This window comes from Peptococcus simiae, from assembly GCF_046097595.1.
In the GTDB taxonomy this organism is placed as follows: domain Bacteria; phylum Bacillota; class Peptococcia; order Peptococcales; family Peptococcaceae; genus Peptococcus; species Peptococcus simiae.
This window is the reverse complement of sequence record NZ_JBJUVG010000002.1, coordinates 219,371-238,512: the sequence shown is the minus strand read 5'-3', so window position 1 is coordinate 238,512 and position 19,142 is coordinate 219,371. Positions and strand designations below refer to the sequence as shown.

Here is a 19,142-nt window from a genome sequence, read left to right as displayed (position 1 = left end):
TTAGAAGGAGATAATAGTATGTTAAGTGAAAAAATGGCAAAAGCGATTAATGAACAAATCAATAAAGAATTTTTCTCTGCCTACCTCTATCTTGAAATGGCCAACTACTATGCTGATGAATCCTTAGATGGCTTCAGAAACTGGTTTACCGTTCAAGCAAAAGAAGAAGTCGCCCATGGGATGATTTTCGTTAACTACCTGCTTGACCATAGCTGCAAGGTTGAACTGGAAGCCATTGACAAACCCGGTAAAGTTTATAATGACTACAAAGAACCCCTTGACGGTTCCCTAGCCCATGAAAAGGAAATCACCGCTTCCATCAATAAGCTCTATAAGCTGGCTGATGAAGAAAATGATTATCGGACCCGCCAAATTTTAGACTGGTTTGTTCGTGAACAATATGAAGAAGAAGTCAGTGCTCAAGATTTAATCGACCGCTATGAAATCTTTGGTGAAGATAAACATGCCCTCTGGGAAATGAACCAAGACCTAGCCGGCAGAACCTATGTTGAGCCGACCATTAACGAATAATCTTTCCTTTAAGCCAGTGACCTTAGTCACTGGCTTTTTTTGTTTTTGCACAAGGGAAGAAGGGTATATCACTTACCGCAGTGCCTTTAAACTGATCTTTATGGAGAGCGGTCACCTTTGACAAAAAGTTGAAGGACATTTTCTCTTGACTTAGAGGTCAAGAATGGATATAATAAATTTGTTGTCACAGTAAATTTGGCGACATGGCCAAGTGGTAAGGCAGAGGACTGCAAATCCTTTACCCCCAGTTCGAATCTGGGTGTCGCCTGCATAAAAGCGGTTTCTGAGTTTTCTCAGAAACCGCTTTTTTTATTACTGGGACTTCACTACTAACTAGAGGAGGAACATGCTATACTGGATTTATTCATATAAAAAGGAGAGATGTATCATGAAAAAGTGGTTGTTGGCTTTGGCATTACCTCTGGCTCTACTATTCGGGGCAACGCCGGCCCAGGCAATTGATGTCTTTATTGACGGCAAACCTCTACAGTCAGATGTACCTCCTCAAATTATGTCCGGCCGGACCATGGTGCCCATGCGGGCTATATTTGAAGGGCTAAATGCCCGGGTGGACTTTGAACTGAGCCAAGATAAGAGGTCTGCGAATATTTGGGCCCATAAAAATAAGCGGACTATTGGCTTGACTATGGACATGACAACTGGACAAGGATGGCCAGTTGCCTATGTTGTTGACGAGAGTACAGGTAGTAAAAAAGAGAGTAACCTTTATTTAGACGCACCACCTTATTTATCTGATAGCCGAACTATGGTTCCTTTGCGTTTTATCGCGGAATCCCTCGGAGCCAATGTAGATTATGAGAATGGTATTGTCCGTATTGTTACGAGCGGAACTGGACAAGTAGATGAAAAATATACATCCGTTTTGGAAGGAGGAACTCCTGCGCGCTTGAGTGCTGAGGATAGCCGTTTACTTGGGCGTGCGCTGAATGAATATTATGCTTTTTGGGAGAATGAAGACAAACGAATGGATTTTTTTGAATTTGTCATGCAACAGCCGATAGAAGATAGAGCTGAAGGTTTCCGAATTCTCTCAGAAGGGTATTTGCTTAATTTGGGCTATTGGCCAGCTATTAGTGAAGCTGCATATAGTGTAGCCAATCCGGAACTTAAAGAGGCTTTGGTTGATACTGAAAAAGTATTAGACCTGTACTGTGATGCTTGCGCTAAAGGATATGGACGCGCTATTTATAACGGAACAGTGCCGGACTATGACAGTGATATGATGATAGCTCGACTTCGATTACTTTCTAAAAGTGGGAAAGTTTTAGATGCTTACACCCCTCAAGCATTATGATATAGTTATTTTCAGTGTTGAAATTTAGATAAACTGTTCTATCTTCTGCTAGACGTTCCAATGAGGGTGGATAGATAGAAGACTCTTCATTATCAAAAGAACTGGTTCCGAAGAATTTTAGGAACCAGTTCTTTTCTTTATAGGGCAACCGGCTTATATATTTAAGAGGGGGAGAGCAAGGTTAGCAGGCTATCTGCCTAGAGGATAAGAAAGCTCTCCCAAAAATTTGGAACAAGAGATAACGGGGCATTTTCTTTAGTAGCGGGTATAAAATCCACCTGATCCCTGCAGAGCGGTACCAGATCTAAAAAGAAAATCCTGCTCTTACAGTGTTTAATCGCTAATAGAGCAAGCACCAATAAATGCTTTTTTATCGGCTGCCAAATGGTGATCCCGGGTCAACAAACAGGGCTAAGGTTCTGTGTCGGTGCTCCGGCTCACCCGGCTATGAATACAGCGTTGCCTGAACCGGCAAGGGAGAGGGCCTTCAACCTAAATGGTGGGGGGCCCGGTTTGCCGAGCCTAAATATAGCCCAACCGAAGCTGGCAGGGGGGCAGGCGAGCCTGGCGGTAGATGATGCCCGGTTGCTTAACCCGCCGATTAGACCTAATTTTGGGCAAGAAAAAGCCGCCCCGGAGGCGGTGACGGAAGATGTATCTTTTATGGGGCCCGGGATGCAACAGTTCTTGAATGATGTAAGCAAGCGGAGCGGGCTGGACATTCGGATTAGCAACGAGATGGGGCCGGCCAAGGGCTTATTACAGGGAAAGACGGTCTACTTAAACGAAGAACTGTTTGAAGGGAACCCGGAATATGCTGTTACCAGTATTCTAACCCATGAACTGACCCACGCCATGGAGGGGACCCCAGAATATAACCGACTGGCGGACATGGCGGTGGAGGCCATGAGTGCCGACTATGGCGGCATGGACTTTGCCGGTCTGGTGGACCGGAAGGTGCAGGAGTATGCCGCCGGTGGGGTGACCCTGGATGCCGCCGGGGCCCAAAAAGAAATTGTAGCAGAGTTCATGGAACAGGCCATGAGTGACCCGGCAACCGCCCAACGACTACTGACCCAGGAGCCGGGAGTCTTTGAACGGATGCTCCAGTGGATTAAAGACGCCCTGGAAACGATTATTAACTCCGTATCCTTGCGGAAAGACAAGGTGGCCCAGGCCCAATACAAGTGCTACAGAAAGGCCCAGCAGGTCTTTGTGGAGGCTTTGAACAACAACCTGGCCGGTAGGGGGCAGGGGCAATTTGCCATTGACTATGTACCGGTTAAAACGGAAGATGGGCAAAAAGTAGTGCCCCTGGTCTATTCTGAGGCAGACTTGTATGAGTTTGGGTTTGATGAAAACTTATCCCAGGAAGATAATTTTTACCAGATGAGAGGGGGCGTTAAAGGCCATCTGAAAAGCCGGTTGGCAGGCAAAACCCTAACCGGTGCTGACCAACGAAAAATGGTTACGGAGTACCCGACCGAGCGTTACGATTTAGCCGATGAACTCACTTACGGCAGACAATTCAAAGAAGAAAAAACCGTTCGCAATAGAGGGTTGAGCTACCTGGATATGGCCCTTAACATTGAAGAGGTGTCCATGACGTTAAAGACTATGCCAAAAACAGAGCCTTCAACCAGACACCCCGAAATGGCGGCTAAGGGTTTTGACGCACCAATGTTCTTATTTATGGACGGCAACGGAGAAACGTTTATATGCAAGGCCAAGGTAGCCACCAACAAGGACGGCATTAACACCTTATATGCTATACCGAGCATGAAGCGCTTTAACATAAACAGCGACACACTCACAAAAGAGCGGGAAAGCGCCCTCAATGTTTCTGGAATCCATATAGAAACAGAAAAAAAGAGCCCTCAATTTCCGGAGAAGTGAAGCTGGATAGTGTATCCAACCCCAAAGGGCAAGGTGCAAGCACCCCCCAAGACCCCCGGAAAGAGGACCCTTTCATTGACAATACTATACCACCGGACAGCCCGGCTGTCAACGGGAAAAATAACGAAAGTGGCCAATACGCTATTTCCCCGCACCTGGAAACGCCTATTGAGCGGGGGAACCGGCTAGCCAGGGAAATGGGCTTAAAAGAAAGTGGGCTTAAGGCCTTGAGATTAGACCCCCTGGGCCGGGAACGTGTCGGTTCATATAGAAAGTATGGCCCTGAAATGAAGGGCTTTTCAGATGGAGACCATCTGCTTGGCCGGCTGGGCAATGCCCGGTCCAGCCTGTATGCCCGCCTGGTAGATGACGCCAGCCCCCTGGTGCGATTATCCAAGGCCCTACCGGAAGAGTACAAGAACGGGGAATTGGACCGGGTTATGATTGAGGACCGGCTCCAACAGGTCCGCCAGGCCGGGGGCACGATAGACTATATTGCTGAAAAGGCCTTACTAGACGCTAACGGCCAGGTAATAGGGGAAAGCTGGGCCGATATGGATGCCCTGGTGCCCAAGAAACTAAGGGGCGAATTTAACGCTTACAGACAGGCCCTCCACCAACTGGACCGGCTCCAGGAGGGCAAGGATGTAACTTCAGACACCATGGAACGGGCCGCCTGGAAGGTGGCGAATATTGAAAAGGCCCACCCGGCATTTGTGGATATTGTGGATAAGCAAAACGCCTGGTGGCGGTCCTTTATGCAGGCCTGGGCGGTGGATACGGGCTTAATTAGCCAGGACACCTTTAACCAGTGGCAGGAGATGTATCCCAACTATTTCCCCACCTACCGGACCAATAAAAAGGGTGGCGGTAGTGGCATTAAGTTAACAGACGCCGGGGACTTTAAAAAGGCGAAGGGGTCTCATGAAGAGGTGGCCGACTACAGCGACAACATGATGCGGAAGGTGGCAGAGATTGTCGTTGCTGAAAGAAAGAATGAACTCCATGGGGACCTGGTAAAGGCCCTGTCATTAGGTGACTATGACATGAGGGGCTGGGGCCGGGTGCTGGATAAGGGGAACATGGAAGAGGCTCGAGTGGAAGACGGCTTTGAGCTTTTCCCGGAGTCAACCGAGGCCGGGAAAGAACAAACAGAAAAGGGCAAGAATGAGTTCATCTACCGGGTAGGCGGAGAGGCGGTTCCTTTTGTAGTCAATAACGACCTGGCCTATGGCCTAAACTCTCTCCGGGCAAAAGATTTTGGTCAATTGGCCTACCCCTTAAAGCTCATGAGAACGGCTGTTGGGGGGATGAAGATGGTTACTACCGGGGCCAACCCCTACTTTGCCATTAACAACGGGATTCGGGACATCCAGGCCGGCTTTGTCCATTCCAGTGCCAATGCCAGGTACCCGAAGGAGTATGCCCAGGCCATGACGAGTATTATCTCTAATGGGGACATGTGGAACGAATACCGGCAGATGGGTGGGTCCGCCTCCGGCTTTTACAGTGACACCCGGGATATGGTCCGGGCCTATTCCAAACGGAAGGGCAAGGGGGCCAAGGTACTAGATGCCCTGGGGGCCTTTAACGAGGTCATCGAGCAGACACCCCGACTACTGGAATACACCCGGGTGCGGAATGAGGAGGATTTGTTATAAGCGTTTGCCTTTCACAAGGGCGTAAATGATATAGGCGAATAGGGCAATCATGATTAGGTCATAGGCTATTTTTAAGGTGGTCATGGTCAATTCTCCTTGTCCTTGTAAGGTGTTCGGGATATAATAAAACCATAGGGGGCGGGCAACCCCCTAGGTTTTTATGCTAGTCCATCAAGAGGTCTAGCAGGTACAACAGCAGGTTTATTAGTTTTTCTATTAAACCTACTATTGCGGTGGCAAGGACCAGGGTTTCAAGTGTAAGGTCCTTGCCTTTTTTGTTGCTATGAAGAGGCAAAAAAGATGCCGAGTATAAAAAAGGGCAAGGCCTAGTTGCCTTGCCTCTTTGGGTATAAAAAATCCTTGCTCATGAGAGCAAGGATGCCGGAGACCGGGGTCGAACCGGTACGAAGTTTAACCTTCGCGGGATTTTAAGTCCCGTGCGTCTGCCTATTCCGCCACTCCGGCGAACAGCTTACTATGGAATTATAGGTGGTGGGGGATTTTTTGTCAAGGGTTTATGTAAAAGTTATTGGTTTAATGATATACCCAGCAAAGGGATTTTACATTCCGGCTGGCTGGATCATGTCAGTGATTTTGGGCTTTTTGATTTTAAGCTACCGGGTTTTCCTGAGGGGGAGGGTTGATTTTTAGAAAATCCTACCCCATCTAGGATGACCTGGCTGGCAATCGCTGGTATAATGAGAGTAAGGAGGCGGTTGCATGCAGGTTCGGGTAGCGGCTTTTAGTAAAATCAATTTATTGCTTGATGTCCTCGGCAAGCGGACTGATGGATACCATGATGTCAATATGATTATGCAGGGCGTCCGGTTATCTGATCAGGTAATTGTTGCAGAAGCGGCCACGAATACCATTACAACGAATAGTCCTTATGTACCGAATAATAAATCAAACCTTGCCTTGAAGGCGGCCCTCTTGATGCAGGCCGCTCTTGATTTACCACCGGTGGCAATTAAGGTTGATAAGCACATTCCTGTATCGGCAGGGATGGCCGGTGGGTCTAGCGATGCAGCGGCCGTTCTCCTGGCGATGGACCGGTTATTCGCCTTGGGGCTTCGTCGCCAGCAGTTGGAGGCCTTTGCCGCAGAGATTGGGTCAGATGTGCCCTTTTGTCTGTCGGCCGGAACAGCTGTGGCCACCGGCCGCGGCGAGCTTATTCAAGACTTATCTCTACTGTCACCCTTTCATCTGGTTTTGGTTAAGGCTGACTTTGGTGTGCCGACGGCCAGGGTTTATAAGGCTTATCGCAAGAAGAAAAAGCCGGTGGCCGGTGAGGACCGATTAGACTATTTCTTAAAGTTGATACGAGAGGATGACACCCTCGGGATTTTAAATTCTTTATACAATGACCTTGAAGAAACGACTTTTTCAATGTATCCTAAGGTGCGAAGTATCAAAGAGAAACTTAAACATTTGGGGGCTCGCCATGTTTTGATGAGTGGGAGCGGGCCAACCGTTTTTGCAGCTTTTCATACGGAAGCGGAGGCTTGGCAATTTTATAAGAAGGCCAAGGCAGCGTTTCCAATGGTTTATTTAACATCTACTGTTAGCCGGTGGGATTTGGACCGGCGTATTGGTATGAGCTGAGGGAGGTAGACTATGGAGAAAGTGGCCATCGTATTAGCAGCCGGAAAGGGTACGCGGATGAAATCTGTCCATGCCAAGGCTGCTCATACCTTGTGCGGCAAGCCGATGATTTCCTGGGTTTGTGATGCGGTCCGGGAAGCCGGCTATGATAAAATCTATGTTGTTTGCGGCCATCGGGCAGATGAAATCCAGGAGATTCTTGGGGAATCAGTGACCTATGTTTTGCAGGAAAAACAGTTGGGGACCGGTCATGCTGTTCAGGTAGCCCTGGAGGTCATACCAGACCTGGATGAAGCGGAGGTTTTAGTTACCTGTGGGGATACGCCCCTACTCAGAGGGGAGACCCTGCAGCACTTATCCCAAGCCCATGGTGATTCTGCTGTGACCGTCCTTTCGACAGAACTTGAAACGCCCTTCGGTTACGGGCGGATCATTCGTAAGGATGGGGCTGTTTCTGCCATTGTTGAAGAAAAAGATGCGACAGAAGACCAGAAAAAGGTGCGGGAAATCAATGTCGGGACCTATGTCTTCCGCCTGGCCTTCCTCAAAAAGGCTATTTCCGCCCTGGATACGAATAACGCTCAAGGCGAATTTTATTTGACAGACTTAATCGCCGCAGCTTATGCAGAGGGTCTGGGGACAGCGGCCTATATAATGACCAATGCCAATGAATCCCTGGGGGTCAATAACCGGGCCCAGCTGGCTAAGGCGACCCTGCTTATGCAGGAAAGAATTAACGCCCACTGGATGGCCCAAGGGGTGGGGATGATTAACCCCGCCATGACCTTTATTGATGCCCAGGTCCAGTTGAGACCGGATGTGTTTTTAGAAGCGCCGGTGGCCCTAAAGGGGCAGACTTATATCGGTGAAGGCACCAGAATTGGTATGAATTCAGAACTTCGTGATGCCAAGGTTGGCAGGGATTGCCAGATTGACCAGGCCGTTATCTGTGAATCTGTTGTCGGCAATGAGGTTAAAATTGGTCCCTTTGCCTATTTACGCCCCGGTACAGAGCTGGCGGACCAGGTCAAGGTTGGCCATTATGTTGAAATTAAAAACAGCCATGTGGGCCAGGGCAGTAAGGTCCCGCATTTAAGCTATATGGGTGATGCGGATATCGGTGCGGGGGTCAATATTGGCTGTGGGAGCATTACCTGCAATTACGATGGGCAGAAAAAATATCGGACCACCATTGAAGACCGGGCCTTTATCGGTAGCAATACCAACCTGATAGCCCCGGTGACCATTGGAGAACACGCTTATATTGCAGCAGGATCAACCATACGGAAAGATGTGGCTGGTGAATCTTTGACTTTTATGGATACAAAGGTAAAGAGTCGAGACAACTGGAATAAGGACAAATAATGGAGGCTAAAATCATGTATGAATTCCCCTTGGAAAAAGATTTGCGACATTTAAAAGTATTTAGTGGCAGCTCCTCTCATGACCTTGCACAAGAAGTAGCAGATTGCTTAAAAATTCCATTGGGTAAAAGCAGCAATACACAATTTAGTGATGGCGAATTGAATGTCAATATTGATGAAAGCGTCCGCGGCTGTGATGTTTTCTTAATCCAGTCCACCTGCTCGCCGGTCAATGACAGCATTATGGAACTATTGATTATGATTGATGCCCTGAAGCGGGCCTCAGCCCGTCGGATTACGGCTGTCATTCCTTACTTCGGTTACGCCCGTCAAGACCGGAAGAGCCGGGGGAGAGAGCCCATTACAGCTAAACTGATGGCGGACCTCCTCACGGTAGCCGGCGTCGACCGGGTTTTAACCATGGACCTGCATGCTCAACAAATTCAAGGCTTCTTTAATCTCCCGGTGGATCATTTAGTGGCATCCCCTTTGATCGCTGAATACTACCAGGAACTGGGCCTGAGTGATATTTGCGTGGTATCTCCGGATATGGGTGGTGTTCGCCGGGCCCGGGCCTTGGCTGAACTTTTAGAGGCCCCGCTGGCGATTATCGATAAAAGACGCCCCATGCCGAACGTGTCGGAAGTCATGAATATCATTGGGGACATTAGCGGTAAGAATGTCATCATGATTGATGATATGATTGACACCGCCGGGACGATTACCAATGCAGTGTCTGCCATGAAAGAACGAGGGGCTAAGGAAATCTATGCCTCCTGTACCCATGCGGTGCTTTCCGGTCCGGCCATTGACCGGATTAACCAGTCCGGCTTAAAAGAAGTTGTCACCACCAATACCATTCCGACGGCTCACCTGGATTGCAAAAAACTCAAAACTTTATCTGTCGCCCCCATTTTCGCGGAAGCCATCATGCGGATTTTCCAAGATGCCTCTGTTAGCCGGATGTTTCGCTAAATGAAAATGATTGTAGGGCTGGGCAATCCCGGTAAAAAATATGAGGGAACCCGGCATAATGTAGGCTTTATGGCCATAGATGCTTTGAGTCGGGCCTGGGGGATAGATGTCAGTAAAAAGGAGAAAAACGCCTTAACCGGAAGTGGCTTTGTCAATGGCGAGAAAATTCTCCTGGTGAAACCCCTGACCTTTATGAATTTGAGTGGTGATGCCGTTTGGCAGCTGATCGATTATTACGCTGACCAGCTGGATGACTTCTTGGTTATTTATGATGATATGGACATGCCCGTGGCCCAGGTCCGCTTTAAAAGGCAGGGCTCATCAGGTGGCCACAATGGGATTAAGTCCATTATCAGCCGGATCAATTCCAAGGAATTTGATCGGCTAAAAATTGGGATTGGTAAAAAGGAAAACGTAATCAGCCATGTGCTGTCGCCCTTTTCCAAACAAGACCAGGCCGCCATCGATGAAGCCTTGGAGACGGCCGTTGAGGCGTGCACCAGGTGGTTGGAAGCCGGTATTGATCGGGCAATGAATGAATTTAATTAATCCATATGGGTGGGGGTCCTCGGACACCCACCTATTTCATGTTGGGAGGATACAATGAGTGTCATTACAAGCACTATAATGGACCAGATTCGCTTGCCCCGGCCCCTCCAGGCCGGCGAGCAAATCGTATATACCGGTTTGGAAGATGATATCCGGACACTCCTGGTGGCCTCCGCTATAGACGATAAAAGGACCCAACCCGCTTTGATTGTCTGTGAATCGGAGAAGCGGGCCAAAGAGGTCAGCAATCAGATTTCCCATTTGACAGAGGGGCCGGTCGACCTCTTCCTGCCTATGGAGGCCATAGCCTTTGAAGTCCTGGCTCAAAGCCGGGAAGTGGCAAACGAACGGGTCCGTATCTTGGCGCGTTTGTTAGATGCGGACTATACGGGCGTTATCGTCACGACCGCTCAAGCCTTAGAGGCCAGGCTGATGCCGCCGGCCCTGTGGCGGTCACATCTCCATACCCTATCTATAGGAGAGGATATTGACCCGGAAGACCTGGTTGCCCGGTTGGTCAGTGAGGGCTATAGCCACCAACCGGTCGTTGAACAGGTAGGGGACCTTTCTGTCCGCGGGGGGATTATTGATATTTTTTCGCCGGCCTATGATCACCCCATCCGGATTGAACTTTTTGATACGGAAATAGACTCCATGCGTTTCTTTGATCCGGCTGACCAGCGGTCTATACAAACAGCAGACCAGGTGCTGATTACCCCGGCCAAGGAAGTTTTTGTGGATGAGCAACTGGCACCGGACTGGCTGGGAAATATTAAGGTCGCTGAAAAAGAGGCCCTAAGCCGGCTGACCGATAAAAAGCACCAAGAGGCTGCCCAGAATTTACGGGCTCGCCTGGCCCCGGTCTATACGGCTTTAAAGGAAGGGGTTCCCGGCGATGAATTAGACCTCTACCGGGGTTACTTCTTCGAAGAAAGAACCAGCCTGCTGGATTATTTTCACCAGCAGCCCCTGGTCTTTTTAGACGAGCTCAACCGGATTGAAGACTATATCCTGGCTGCCGAAGAGGAAAAGAAGGACCAGTTTACAGACTTGCTCCACCAGGGGATTGTCCTACCCGGTCAGTGGGAGAGCTACCTCTCTGCCGGTGATTTTTCCCGGCTCTTTAAGGGAATGACCCTCCTGGCCTTTCAAGTACTTAACCGGTCTGCCAAGGTTTGGCCGGCCCTCGCTCATGTGGACTACCGGGCTGAGCGGCTCCCGACTTATTTTAACCAGCTTCAATTGCTGGAAGAGGAGCTGGAGCGCTGGAAGAATCTGGGCATGCGGATCTTAGCCCTTTACGACAGTGACGGGATCCGGGATAAATTTACCGCTTTTTTAGAGACCAGAAACCTGCCCTATGCTCCAGCAATAGTAGATATGGAAGGGGCAGGCCTTTACCTGGCTAGAGATGACCTAACCATCGGCGGGATTTTTTGGGACAACAAGCTGGTCGTCTTACCCTTGCGTCAAATTCTGGGTGGGACCAAGAAAACAAGACGTCGGCGTCGGTCCGATGATGCCGAGCGGTACGCCAGTGCCGATGACCTAGAAGTGGGGGACTATGTTGTCCACGACCAGCATGGGATTGGCCAATTTTTAGGGATGAAGCACCAAAAAATTGGTGACCTGGAAAAGGACTACCTCATCGTCAAATATGCCGGTACAGATAAGCTCTACATCCCGGTGGCCCAGTTTGACCTCCTGCAGCGATATATCGGCCATGAAGGGCATAAACCTAAGTTGAACCGGTTAAGCTCCGGCGATTGGCAACGGACGAAAAAACGGGTGGCCCAATCCGTTCAGGATATGGCCGACCAGTTGATCCGCTTATATGCCAAAAGGGAGCAGGAGCCGGGCCATGCCTTCCCGCCGGATAGTGACCTCCAGCGAGCCTTTGAAGAAGACTTCCCCTATGTTGAAACCGAAGACCAGCTCCGGGCCATTAACGATGTAAAAAAGGACATGATGAAGTCTCGGCCCATGGATCGGTTGGTTTGCGGAGATGTCGGCTACGGCAAAACAGAAGTGGCCGTCCGGGCCGCCTTTAAGGCCTATTGTGATGCCAAACAGGTGGCCGTCCTGGTACCGACAACCGTCCTGGCCCAGCAGCACTACAAGACCTTCTCCGACCGGTTTACCCCCTATGGGGCTAATGTTGCTGTTCTTAGCCGGTTTAATTCCGCTAAGGAAACGGCCCAGATTTTACAGGATATCAAGGATCACAAGATCGACGTGGTCATCGGGACCCACAAGCTCCTGGGGAAGTCTGTTCAGTTTAATGACTTGGGCCTATTGGTTGTTGACGAAGAGCAGCGCTTTGGGGTGACCCATAAGGAAAAAATCAAGGCACTAAAGACCGATGTAGATGTTCTGACCCTGTCCGCCACCCCGATCCCTCGGACCCTGCAACTGTCCCTGGTTGGTTTAAGGGATATGAGCGTTATTGAAACGCCACCGGCAGACCGCTACCCTATCCAGACCTACATTGTTGAATTCAACGATGCAGTCCTGGTCCAGGCCATTCGGCGGGAGCTGGACCGGGGTGGACAGATTTATGTCATCCATAACCGGGTCCAGGAATTGGACCAGCTGGCGGCTCATATTAACGACCTGGTACCGGAAGCTCGAATAGCAGTGGCCCATGGCCGGTCAACAGACCGCCAACTGGAAACCATCATGATGGATTTTGTTGACCATAAGTATGATATCCTCGTTTGCACCACCATTGTTGAAACCGGCCTGGACATTCCCAATGTCAACACCCTGATCGTCCACCATGCCGACCGGTTCGGCCTTAGCCAGCTCTATCAACTACGGGGCCGGGTGGGCCGGTCCAAGCGGATCGCCTACGCCTACCTGACCTACGAGCGCAATAAAATGCTGACAGATGTGGCCGAAAAAAGACTAAACACCTTGAAGGAATACACCGCCCTGGGGTCCGGCTACCGCATTGCCATGCGTGACCTGGAATTACGGGGGGCCGGGAATATTTTAGGGGCTGAGCAGCATGGTCACGTGGCCGATGTGGGCTATGCCTTGTACCTACAGATGCTGGATGAAGCCATTCGACGGCAAAGTGGCCAAGAGGTCAAGGAAAAACGCAGCGTTGAAGTTGAGTTGACCATCAATGCCTTCCTCTCCAAGGCCTATATTCCGGACAGCAGCGTCCGGCTCGGTATGTATAAGCGACTGGAACAAACAGAAAGGGAGGAAGACCTTTTAGCCCTTACAGAAGAGCTGGAAGACCGGTTTGGCCTTTTTGACGAGCCCCTGGTAAACCTCCTGGCTGTCATTTCCCTGAAGCTTGTCGCCGGTCAGCTGGGCATCCGGTCCTTGAAACAAAGGCGAAATGAGCTCGAGATTTACTTTTATCCGGACACGCCCCTATCCATCCAAGCCCTCTTTACGTATGTACAGTCCCAGCAGAACCTATCAATCAGTAACCAAAGTGGCGAGTTGGTTTTGAAAATGACACTTTTAAAAGACCATTTGAATGCAAGTTATGTAGATTCAATTAAAGAGCGGCTAAAAGTGATTCAAAACATTGCCAGCGAAAGATAAAGCCCCTATAATAGGGGCAGACAACGATAAAGGAAAAAGGAGCGAATCAATTTGAAATTAAAGAAACCCTTAGCACTCATGATGGCAACCCTAATGGCTGTAAGTGTACTGGCTGGCTGCGGTTCAGATGCTAACTCCGGCAAAGAAGCCATTAAAGTCAATGACTCAGCTTTAAAAACCGGTTACCTTGACGGGCGTATTGACCAAATGCTTACAGTCAACCAAATTAAAAATGATGATGCCATGGCTGACTACTACAAGGCCCAAATCATCGAAGGTTTAGTTAGCACTGAATTGATTCGCCAGGAAGCAGACCGTCGCGGTATTGAAATTACCGACAAAGACATCGAAGCTTTAAGAGAGAAATCCATTAAATCCTATGGCTCTGAAGACAACTTTAAGGCTGCCATGGAAAAATATAATATTAACGATGAACAGTTTGACGATATGCTGCGTGAGCAACTCCGGTATGAAAAATTAACCGACCAGCTCAAAAAAGATGTCAAAGTAGATGCCCAGGCCTACTACAATGAAAATCAAGACCAATTCAATGTGGATGAACAGGTCAAGGCGTCCCATATCTTAGTCAAAGATGAAAATAAGGCCAAAGACCTGATCAAACAGCTCAATGAAGGCGGCGACTTCGCCAAGTTAGCCAAAGAAAATAGTGAAGACAAGGGCAACGCTGAAAAAGGTGGCGAACTGGGCTACTTCACCAAGGACAAGATGGTAGCTGAATTTGCAGATGCTGCCTTTGCCATGAATCCCGGGGATATCAGTGCTGAACCGGTAAAAACCCAATATGGCTACCACATCATCAAGGTAGAGGATAAAAAAGCGCCTCACTTACAAAGCTTTGATGAAGTAAAAGAAGAATTAACCGCACAGTTGGAAGAAAGTGAAGTCAAGACCAAACTTCAAGACCTGCTCACTAAGTTAAAACAGGAAGCGAAGATTGAGTACCTGGATGACAATTACAATCCGGAAAAACTCATGCAAAAGGCCCAAGAGCAGATGCAAAAACAACAGGCTGCTGCTTCACAACAGGCTGCAGAAGGGTCTGCTACAGAAAGCAAAGAGCAGGCTGCAGACACCAGTAAAGATAAGTAATCCATAAAAAAGGGGCTGTTGCAAAATAGCCCCCTAAAAAAGCACAAGGCCCGTCTCATTTTTGAGACGGGCCTTGGCCATTGTTGGTATAATATATACATGTCCTACAACAATTATTTTAATCTTAGCTTAGAGCGAGAACAATTGCAAGTAAAAATGAGCTTTTATGATCTTCATATTGAAGATGACGGAAAAGTAGGTCTGGTGCAACAACTTGTAGAAAGGATGGACTTAACTGCTTTAATAGGCAGCTATAAAAAAAGAGGAAGAAGACCGGCCTGCAATCCCGTTACAATGCTCCAAATTATTATTTTCTGCTACAGTGAAGGCTTATTTTCTTGCCGTGCCATTGAAAAAGCTTGTAAATATGATTTGCGCTTAAGGCTTATATTAGCTGGACAAAAGCCGCCGGACTATGCTTCTATTAACCGCTTCCGCCAGCGTCTGGCCCCTCTAGCTGAAGACTTACTTCACCAATTTTTAAAAATGCTCATTGAAGACAAGCAAGTTGACCTATCCAGTATCTATATAGATGGCACTAAGATAGAATCCTTTGCCAATAGGTACAGCTTTGTCTGGAAAAAAAGCATCCTAAGGCATCAGGCTAAACTATCTGCTCGAGTGGCAGACTACTTTAACCTGCCTAAAGAGACGGCTAGCCAGATCCTTGAAGATACACTTGAAGAAAGCTTAAAAGCCCTGTATAAAAAAGCCGGGGAAAAAGAAATAGTCTTTGTATATGGGTCCGGCAAGAGAAAAACAAGGGAGCAAAAAGAAATAGAAATGCTTCAGAAGTGGTTGGACCGGTTCCAAAAATACAAGCAACAGCTAGACCTCTTAGCTGACCGGAACGCCTACTCAAAGACCGATCCGGACGCCAGCTTCATGCGGATGAAAGACGACCATATGCGTAATGGACAGCTTAAACCCGCCTACAACATCCAGCTGGCCTCTAGTGGCCAATTTATTATTGCCGCCTATGCCTCCGCCCATCCCAATGACATGCCCACCTTAATCCCCTTTTTAAGCCAAGTCATCCCTAAATACCGGGGTCTCATCTTACGAGTAGTTTGTGACAGTGGCTATGAAAGCATTGAAAACTATAGCTTCCTGGCTAAAGAAAACATCCAAGCCTTTATAAAACCCGCCAACTACGACAAGTCAAAGACAAGAAAGTACAAAGAGGATATTGGGCGTCGGGAGAACATGACCTATGTATCCGAGGGAGACTACTATATTTGTACCAATGGTAAAAGGCTTCTAAGGCAAAAGGATTATTACAAAACCCGTAAAAGTGGCCATAAAGAGCGGATTCAAAACTACCGCTGCCAAGAATGCACAAACTGTCCCTTTACAAAGTCATGCAATAAGTATGCTAAAGTCGCCAACCCTAAAAGTAAAGGCATCTCCTTTAGCCCAGACTTTCAGCATTATAGAGAGGAAGCATTAGAAAATCTCCGTAGTCAATTAGGTATTGAGGAACGGATCAATCGATCTATTCAGGCTGAAGGGATGTTTTCAAAGCTGAAAGATGGCCTTAAATACAATCGCTTTCGCCACAAAGGGCTAGAAAGTATTGTCGCAGAGATAAACCTTATGGCCATAGCTATGAACCTTAATACACTGCTGAGCAAAATAAAAAAAGGCTGCCAAGGCCCCATTCGATACCAAAAAGCAGTCTAGTAAAATACAAAAAACGAAAATGAGAAGGGGGGCTTATATTTCTGTGCCTAAAATTAAGGTGTTCTTACTTTTTGGTACTAGTGGCGTTTTTACTGTAAGTACCTATACTACGCACGTTAAGAAAAAAGGGGCTGTGTCGAATGATTTTACTCATTCTGACACAGCCCCTTTTTTTATGATAAGGCTTCCGGGTTTTGTTTTAGGTATTCGAACAGGTGGAATAGGGCCGCCCGGCCAACCGCATCTCGGACAGCAGACCGGTGCTTGGTCTGGAGGGCATTTGCCTGAAAATGCCAGGTAAAGGTCCCGGTTGGGGTGGCCAAGCCGATATAGGCTAAGCCAACTGGTTTTTCGGGGCTGCCGCCACCTGGGCCGGCGATGCCCGTGGTGGAGATGGCCAAGTCTGTTTGGAAGGCCGCACGGGCACCATCGGCCATTTCTGCTGCCGTTTGTGCGCTGACAGCGCCGTACTTGGCCAGGGTATCCGCCTGCACCTGTAAAAAATACTGCTTGGCCTTTTCGGTATAGGTGCAGATGCCGCCGGCGAAATAAGCCGAGCTGCCGGGAATATCTGTAAACCACTTGGAAATAAGCCCACCGGTGCAGCTTTCAGCTGAGGCCATTGACCACTTGCCCCGGGCCAATTGCTGACTTACCGGGTATTTTAAATGGTCGACATCGATACCGTAAAAATAGTCCTTGAAATGGTCAATCAAGGTCTGGATAACGGGCTTGATGAGGTCTTCAGCGGCCTGGTCGCTCGGGCCATAGGCTGTGACCTGGAGCTCTACTTCGCCGCCCTTAGCGTAGGGGGCCACAAGAGGATTGCTATTGTCCGGCAGAATGTCATCAAGCCGGCTGTCCACCTCCGCCTCGCCAATGCCATAAAAGTGTAGGGCATGCCGCCGGATAGCAGACTGGGCAGTGGCCGCTAAGCGCGGGGCCAGGGAGGCCTCGAAAGTGGCCTTCATTTCATGTGGGGGCCCCGGGAGGAGGACAAGGGTGGCTTCTTCGTTTTTAAGCCAGATGCCCGGGGCTAGGCCACTAGGATTGGCTAGGATTTCAGCCCCTTTTGGTACCATGGCTTGTTTTTTATTGTTGGCGGTTGCCTTTTGGGACCGGTCTTTAAAAAAGTTATCGATATGGGCCATGGCTTCGTCAGAAAGCAGGAGGGGCTGGCCCCACACCTTGGCCGCCACTTCCTTGGTAATATCATCATAAGTGGGCCCCAGGCCCCCGGTGACGATAACCCAGTCGGCCCGGTCTAAGGCCAGGCGCAGGCTTCTTTCCAGCTGGTCGGCAGCATCGCCGACGGTTACATGGCTGACCACTTTCAGGCCGTAATCTTCCACCTGCTGGGCCAGCCAGGCGGAATTCGTATTTAATACATGTCCGCTGGTGAGCTCGCTTCCAACGGCTATTATTTCTGCTTGCATTTCATCACCTCTCAGATATCATACGCGGTTCATAAAATAATAACAAGGTGTTGCATAAATTTCCGTATGGGTGTATACTTATTCAAAACCTGGCGCTTGGCAGAGCTTTTATGCAAGCCTTCCTTTAGCGGGATAGCTTGTTTGGCAACCTTGCCGATAGCAGCATAACCGGCGCCCAGTGAAGGAGGAGGGGCCTATGGCTGATCGTATTGAATCATATAAGTCGCCACAAGCATTGCTGGAAGGCCTCCAGGCTTTTCTGACCGAGGAAGGGGAGGGCTTGACCCATGTCAACTACCGCGTCCTAATCAAAGACGGACGTGAGACCCCTTGGCTATTTAATGCCAGGCTAGAATATGATGCGGAAGGCTGGCAGGTCGTGAGCCTGGAATCAGGTCAAGTCTTGTGGGCCGGTCCATCGGCGGCTATTGTCGCCTTTAAAATCCGACCCTACTACCGGGCCCGGTGCATTGGCTTTAAAAATATTTTATTTACTTTATTATCCCCAGAGGAGGCGGAATAATGTCAACCCTTAAAGGGCGCGATTTCCTGGCACTGGCTGACTTTACCGGTGCAGAAATAGAGCTTTTAGTCGATACAGGTCTTTTGTTGAAAAAACAGTTAAAAGAAGGCACCCCCCATGACCACTTAAAGGGCAAGAGCTTGGCCATGATTTTTGAAAAATCATCTACCCGAACCCGGATGGCCTTTGAAGTAGGTATGTACCAATTAGGCGGGCAGGCCTTATTTTTAAGCAGTCGGGACCTGCAGATAGGCCGGGGGGAGAGCATTGCAGATACAGCCCGGGTTATGAGTCGGTATGTAGATGGGATCTTAATCCGGACTTATAAGCAAAGTGATGTGGTTGATCTGGCCGCGTATGCAGATGTGCCTGTTATCAATGGTTTAACCGACTGGAGCCATCCCACCCAGGTGATTGCCGACTTCATGACCATTAAAGAACACAAGGGTCAGTTAGAAGGATTGAAAATAGCCTATGTCGGTGATGGCAATAATATGTTACACTCTTTATACATCGGTGGAGCCCAAGTGGGTATGTCGGTAGCGGCTGCCTGCCCGATAGGCTATGAGCCGGATGCCTCTGTTGTAAAAGCAGCTCAGGCGGCAGGCCAAGAGACGATTACTTTAACGACTGACCCCCATGAAGCAGTCCAGGATGCTGATATTATTTATACAGATACCTGGGCCAGCATGGGCCAGGAAAGTGAAAAGGCTGAACGCCAGAAGATCTTTAAAGACTATCAGGTCAATGCAGCCCTTATGGCCAAGGCCCGGCCGGGTGCTATTTTTATGCACTGCCTGCCGGCCTACAGGGGCCTGGAAGTAACAGAAGATGTCCTGGAAGGGCCGTCATCGGTGGTATTCGATGAAGCAGAAAACCGCTTACATGCTCACAAAGCCATCATGGCTTCAATTATAAACTAGGAGGATT

At 48.9% G+C, this 19,142-nt stretch carries 14 protein-coding genes and 2 tRNA genes; 14 read left to right on the top strand and 2 right to left on the bottom strand.

What is annotated here, in order from left to right:
• Nucleotides 1-18 precede the first annotated feature (18 nt).
• From ACKQTC_RS02620 to ACKQTC_RS02600, 5 genes are all read left to right on the top strand, one after another.
• Nucleotides 19-531 carry a ferritin gene (locus tag ACKQTC_RS02620; protein WP_408976873.1) on the top strand — a complete coding sequence of 171 codons (513 nt, stop codon included), beginning with the start codon at nt 19-21 and terminating at the stop codon, nt 529-531.
• A 197-nt stretch (nt 532-728) separates the two neighbouring features.
• Nucleotides 729-799: transfer RNA gene (locus tag ACKQTC_RS02615), tRNA-Cys, on the top strand.
• Nucleotides 800-919: 120 nt separating this feature from the next.
• Entirely contained in the window at nt 920-1,846 is a 927-nt protein-coding gene (locus ACKQTC_RS02610) for a copper amine oxidase N-terminal domain-containing protein (RefSeq protein ID WP_408976872.1), read from the top strand.
• A gap of 513 nt (nt 1,847-2,359) precedes the next feature.
• Nucleotides 2,360-3,742 (top strand): hypothetical protein, encoded by a 1,383-nt coding sequence (locus tag ACKQTC_RS02605; protein ID WP_408976871.1) that lies wholly within the window; start codon nt 2,360-2,362, stop codon nt 3,740-3,742.
• Nucleotides 3,739-5,403: a hypothetical protein gene (locus tag ACKQTC_RS02600; protein ID WP_408976870.1), complete on the top strand. Its 1,665-nt coding sequence runs from the start codon at nt 3,739-3,741 to the stop codon at nt 5,401-5,403. Before ACKQTC_RS02605 ends, ACKQTC_RS02600 begins: the two co-directional genes overlap by 4 nt.
• A gap of 379 nt (nt 5,404-5,782) precedes the next feature.
• Here ACKQTC_RS02600 and ACKQTC_RS02595 read toward each other — a convergent pair.
• A tRNA-Leu gene (locus ACKQTC_RS02595) sits at nt 5,783-5,868 on the bottom strand.
• Nucleotides 5,869-6,123: 255 nt separating this feature from the next.
• On the opposite strand from ACKQTC_RS02595, the gene ispE reads away from it, so the two are divergent.
• From ispE to ACKQTC_RS02560, 7 genes are all read left to right on the top strand, one after another.
• Nucleotides 6,124-7,008 (top strand): 4-(cytidine 5'-diphospho)-2-C-methyl-D-erythritol kinase, encoded by an 885-nt coding sequence (ispE, locus tag ACKQTC_RS02590; RefSeq protein ID WP_408976869.1) that lies wholly within the window; start codon nt 6,124-6,126, stop codon nt 7,006-7,008.
• 12 nt (nt 7,009-7,020) lie between these two features.
• Nucleotides 7,021-8,373: a bifunctional UDP-N-acetylglucosamine diphosphorylase/glucosamine-1-phosphate N-acetyltransferase GlmU gene (gene glmU / locus ACKQTC_RS02585; RefSeq protein WP_408976868.1), complete on the top strand. Its 1,353-nt coding sequence runs from the start codon at nt 7,021-7,023 to the stop codon at nt 8,371-8,373.
• Between the two features lie 29 nt (nt 8,374-8,402).
• Nucleotides 8,403-9,347, top strand: coding sequence for a ribose-phosphate diphosphokinase (locus ACKQTC_RS02580; RefSeq protein WP_408976942.1), 945 nt, complete (start codon nt 8,403-8,405; stop codon nt 9,345-9,347).
• Nucleotides 9,348-9,896 carry an aminoacyl-tRNA hydrolase gene (gene pth / locus ACKQTC_RS02575; RefSeq protein WP_408976867.1) on the top strand — a complete coding sequence of 183 codons (549 nt, stop codon included), beginning with the start codon at nt 9,348-9,350 and terminating at the stop codon, nt 9,894-9,896.
• 54 nt (nt 9,897-9,950) lie between these two features.
• Nucleotides 9,951-13,460: a transcription-repair coupling factor gene (gene mfd / locus ACKQTC_RS02570; RefSeq protein WP_408976866.1), complete on the top strand. Its 3,510-nt coding sequence runs from the start codon at nt 9,951-9,953 to the stop codon at nt 13,458-13,460.
• A 51-nt stretch (nt 13,461-13,511) separates the two neighbouring features.
• A complete protein-coding gene (locus ACKQTC_RS02565) occupies nt 13,512-14,570 on the top strand; it encodes a peptidylprolyl isomerase (RefSeq protein ID WP_408976865.1) in 1,059 nt (352 codons plus the stop codon).
• 99 nt (nt 14,571-14,669) lie between these two features.
• Nucleotides 14,670-16,253 (top strand): IS1182 family transposase, encoded by a 1,584-nt coding sequence (locus tag ACKQTC_RS02560; RefSeq protein WP_408976864.1) that lies wholly within the window; start codon nt 14,670-14,672, stop codon nt 16,251-16,253.
• 173 nt (nt 16,254-16,426) lie between these two features.
• On the opposite strand, the gene ACKQTC_RS02555 is transcribed toward ACKQTC_RS02560, so the two are convergent.
• Complete coding sequence (locus ACKQTC_RS02555; RefSeq protein ID WP_408976863.1) at nt 16,427-17,689, bottom strand: competence/damage-inducible protein A; 1,263 nt, start codon at nt 17,687-17,689, stop codon at nt 16,427-16,429.
• 196 nt (nt 17,690-17,885) lie between these two features.
• Here ACKQTC_RS02555 and ACKQTC_RS02550 point away from each other — a divergent pair, with 196 nt between their 5' ends.
• Together ACKQTC_RS02550 and argF are read left to right on the top strand one after the other, a co-directional pair.
• Nucleotides 17,886-18,212, top strand: coding sequence for a hypothetical protein (locus ACKQTC_RS02550; RefSeq protein WP_408976862.1), 327 nt, complete (start codon nt 17,886-17,888; stop codon nt 18,210-18,212).
• A complete protein-coding gene (gene argF / locus ACKQTC_RS02545; protein ID WP_408976861.1) occupies nt 18,212-19,135 on the top strand; it encodes an ornithine carbamoyltransferase in 924 nt (307 codons plus the stop codon). Before ACKQTC_RS02550 ends, argF begins: the two co-directional genes overlap by 1 nt.
• The last annotated feature ends 7 nt before the right edge of the window (nt 19,136-19,142 follow it).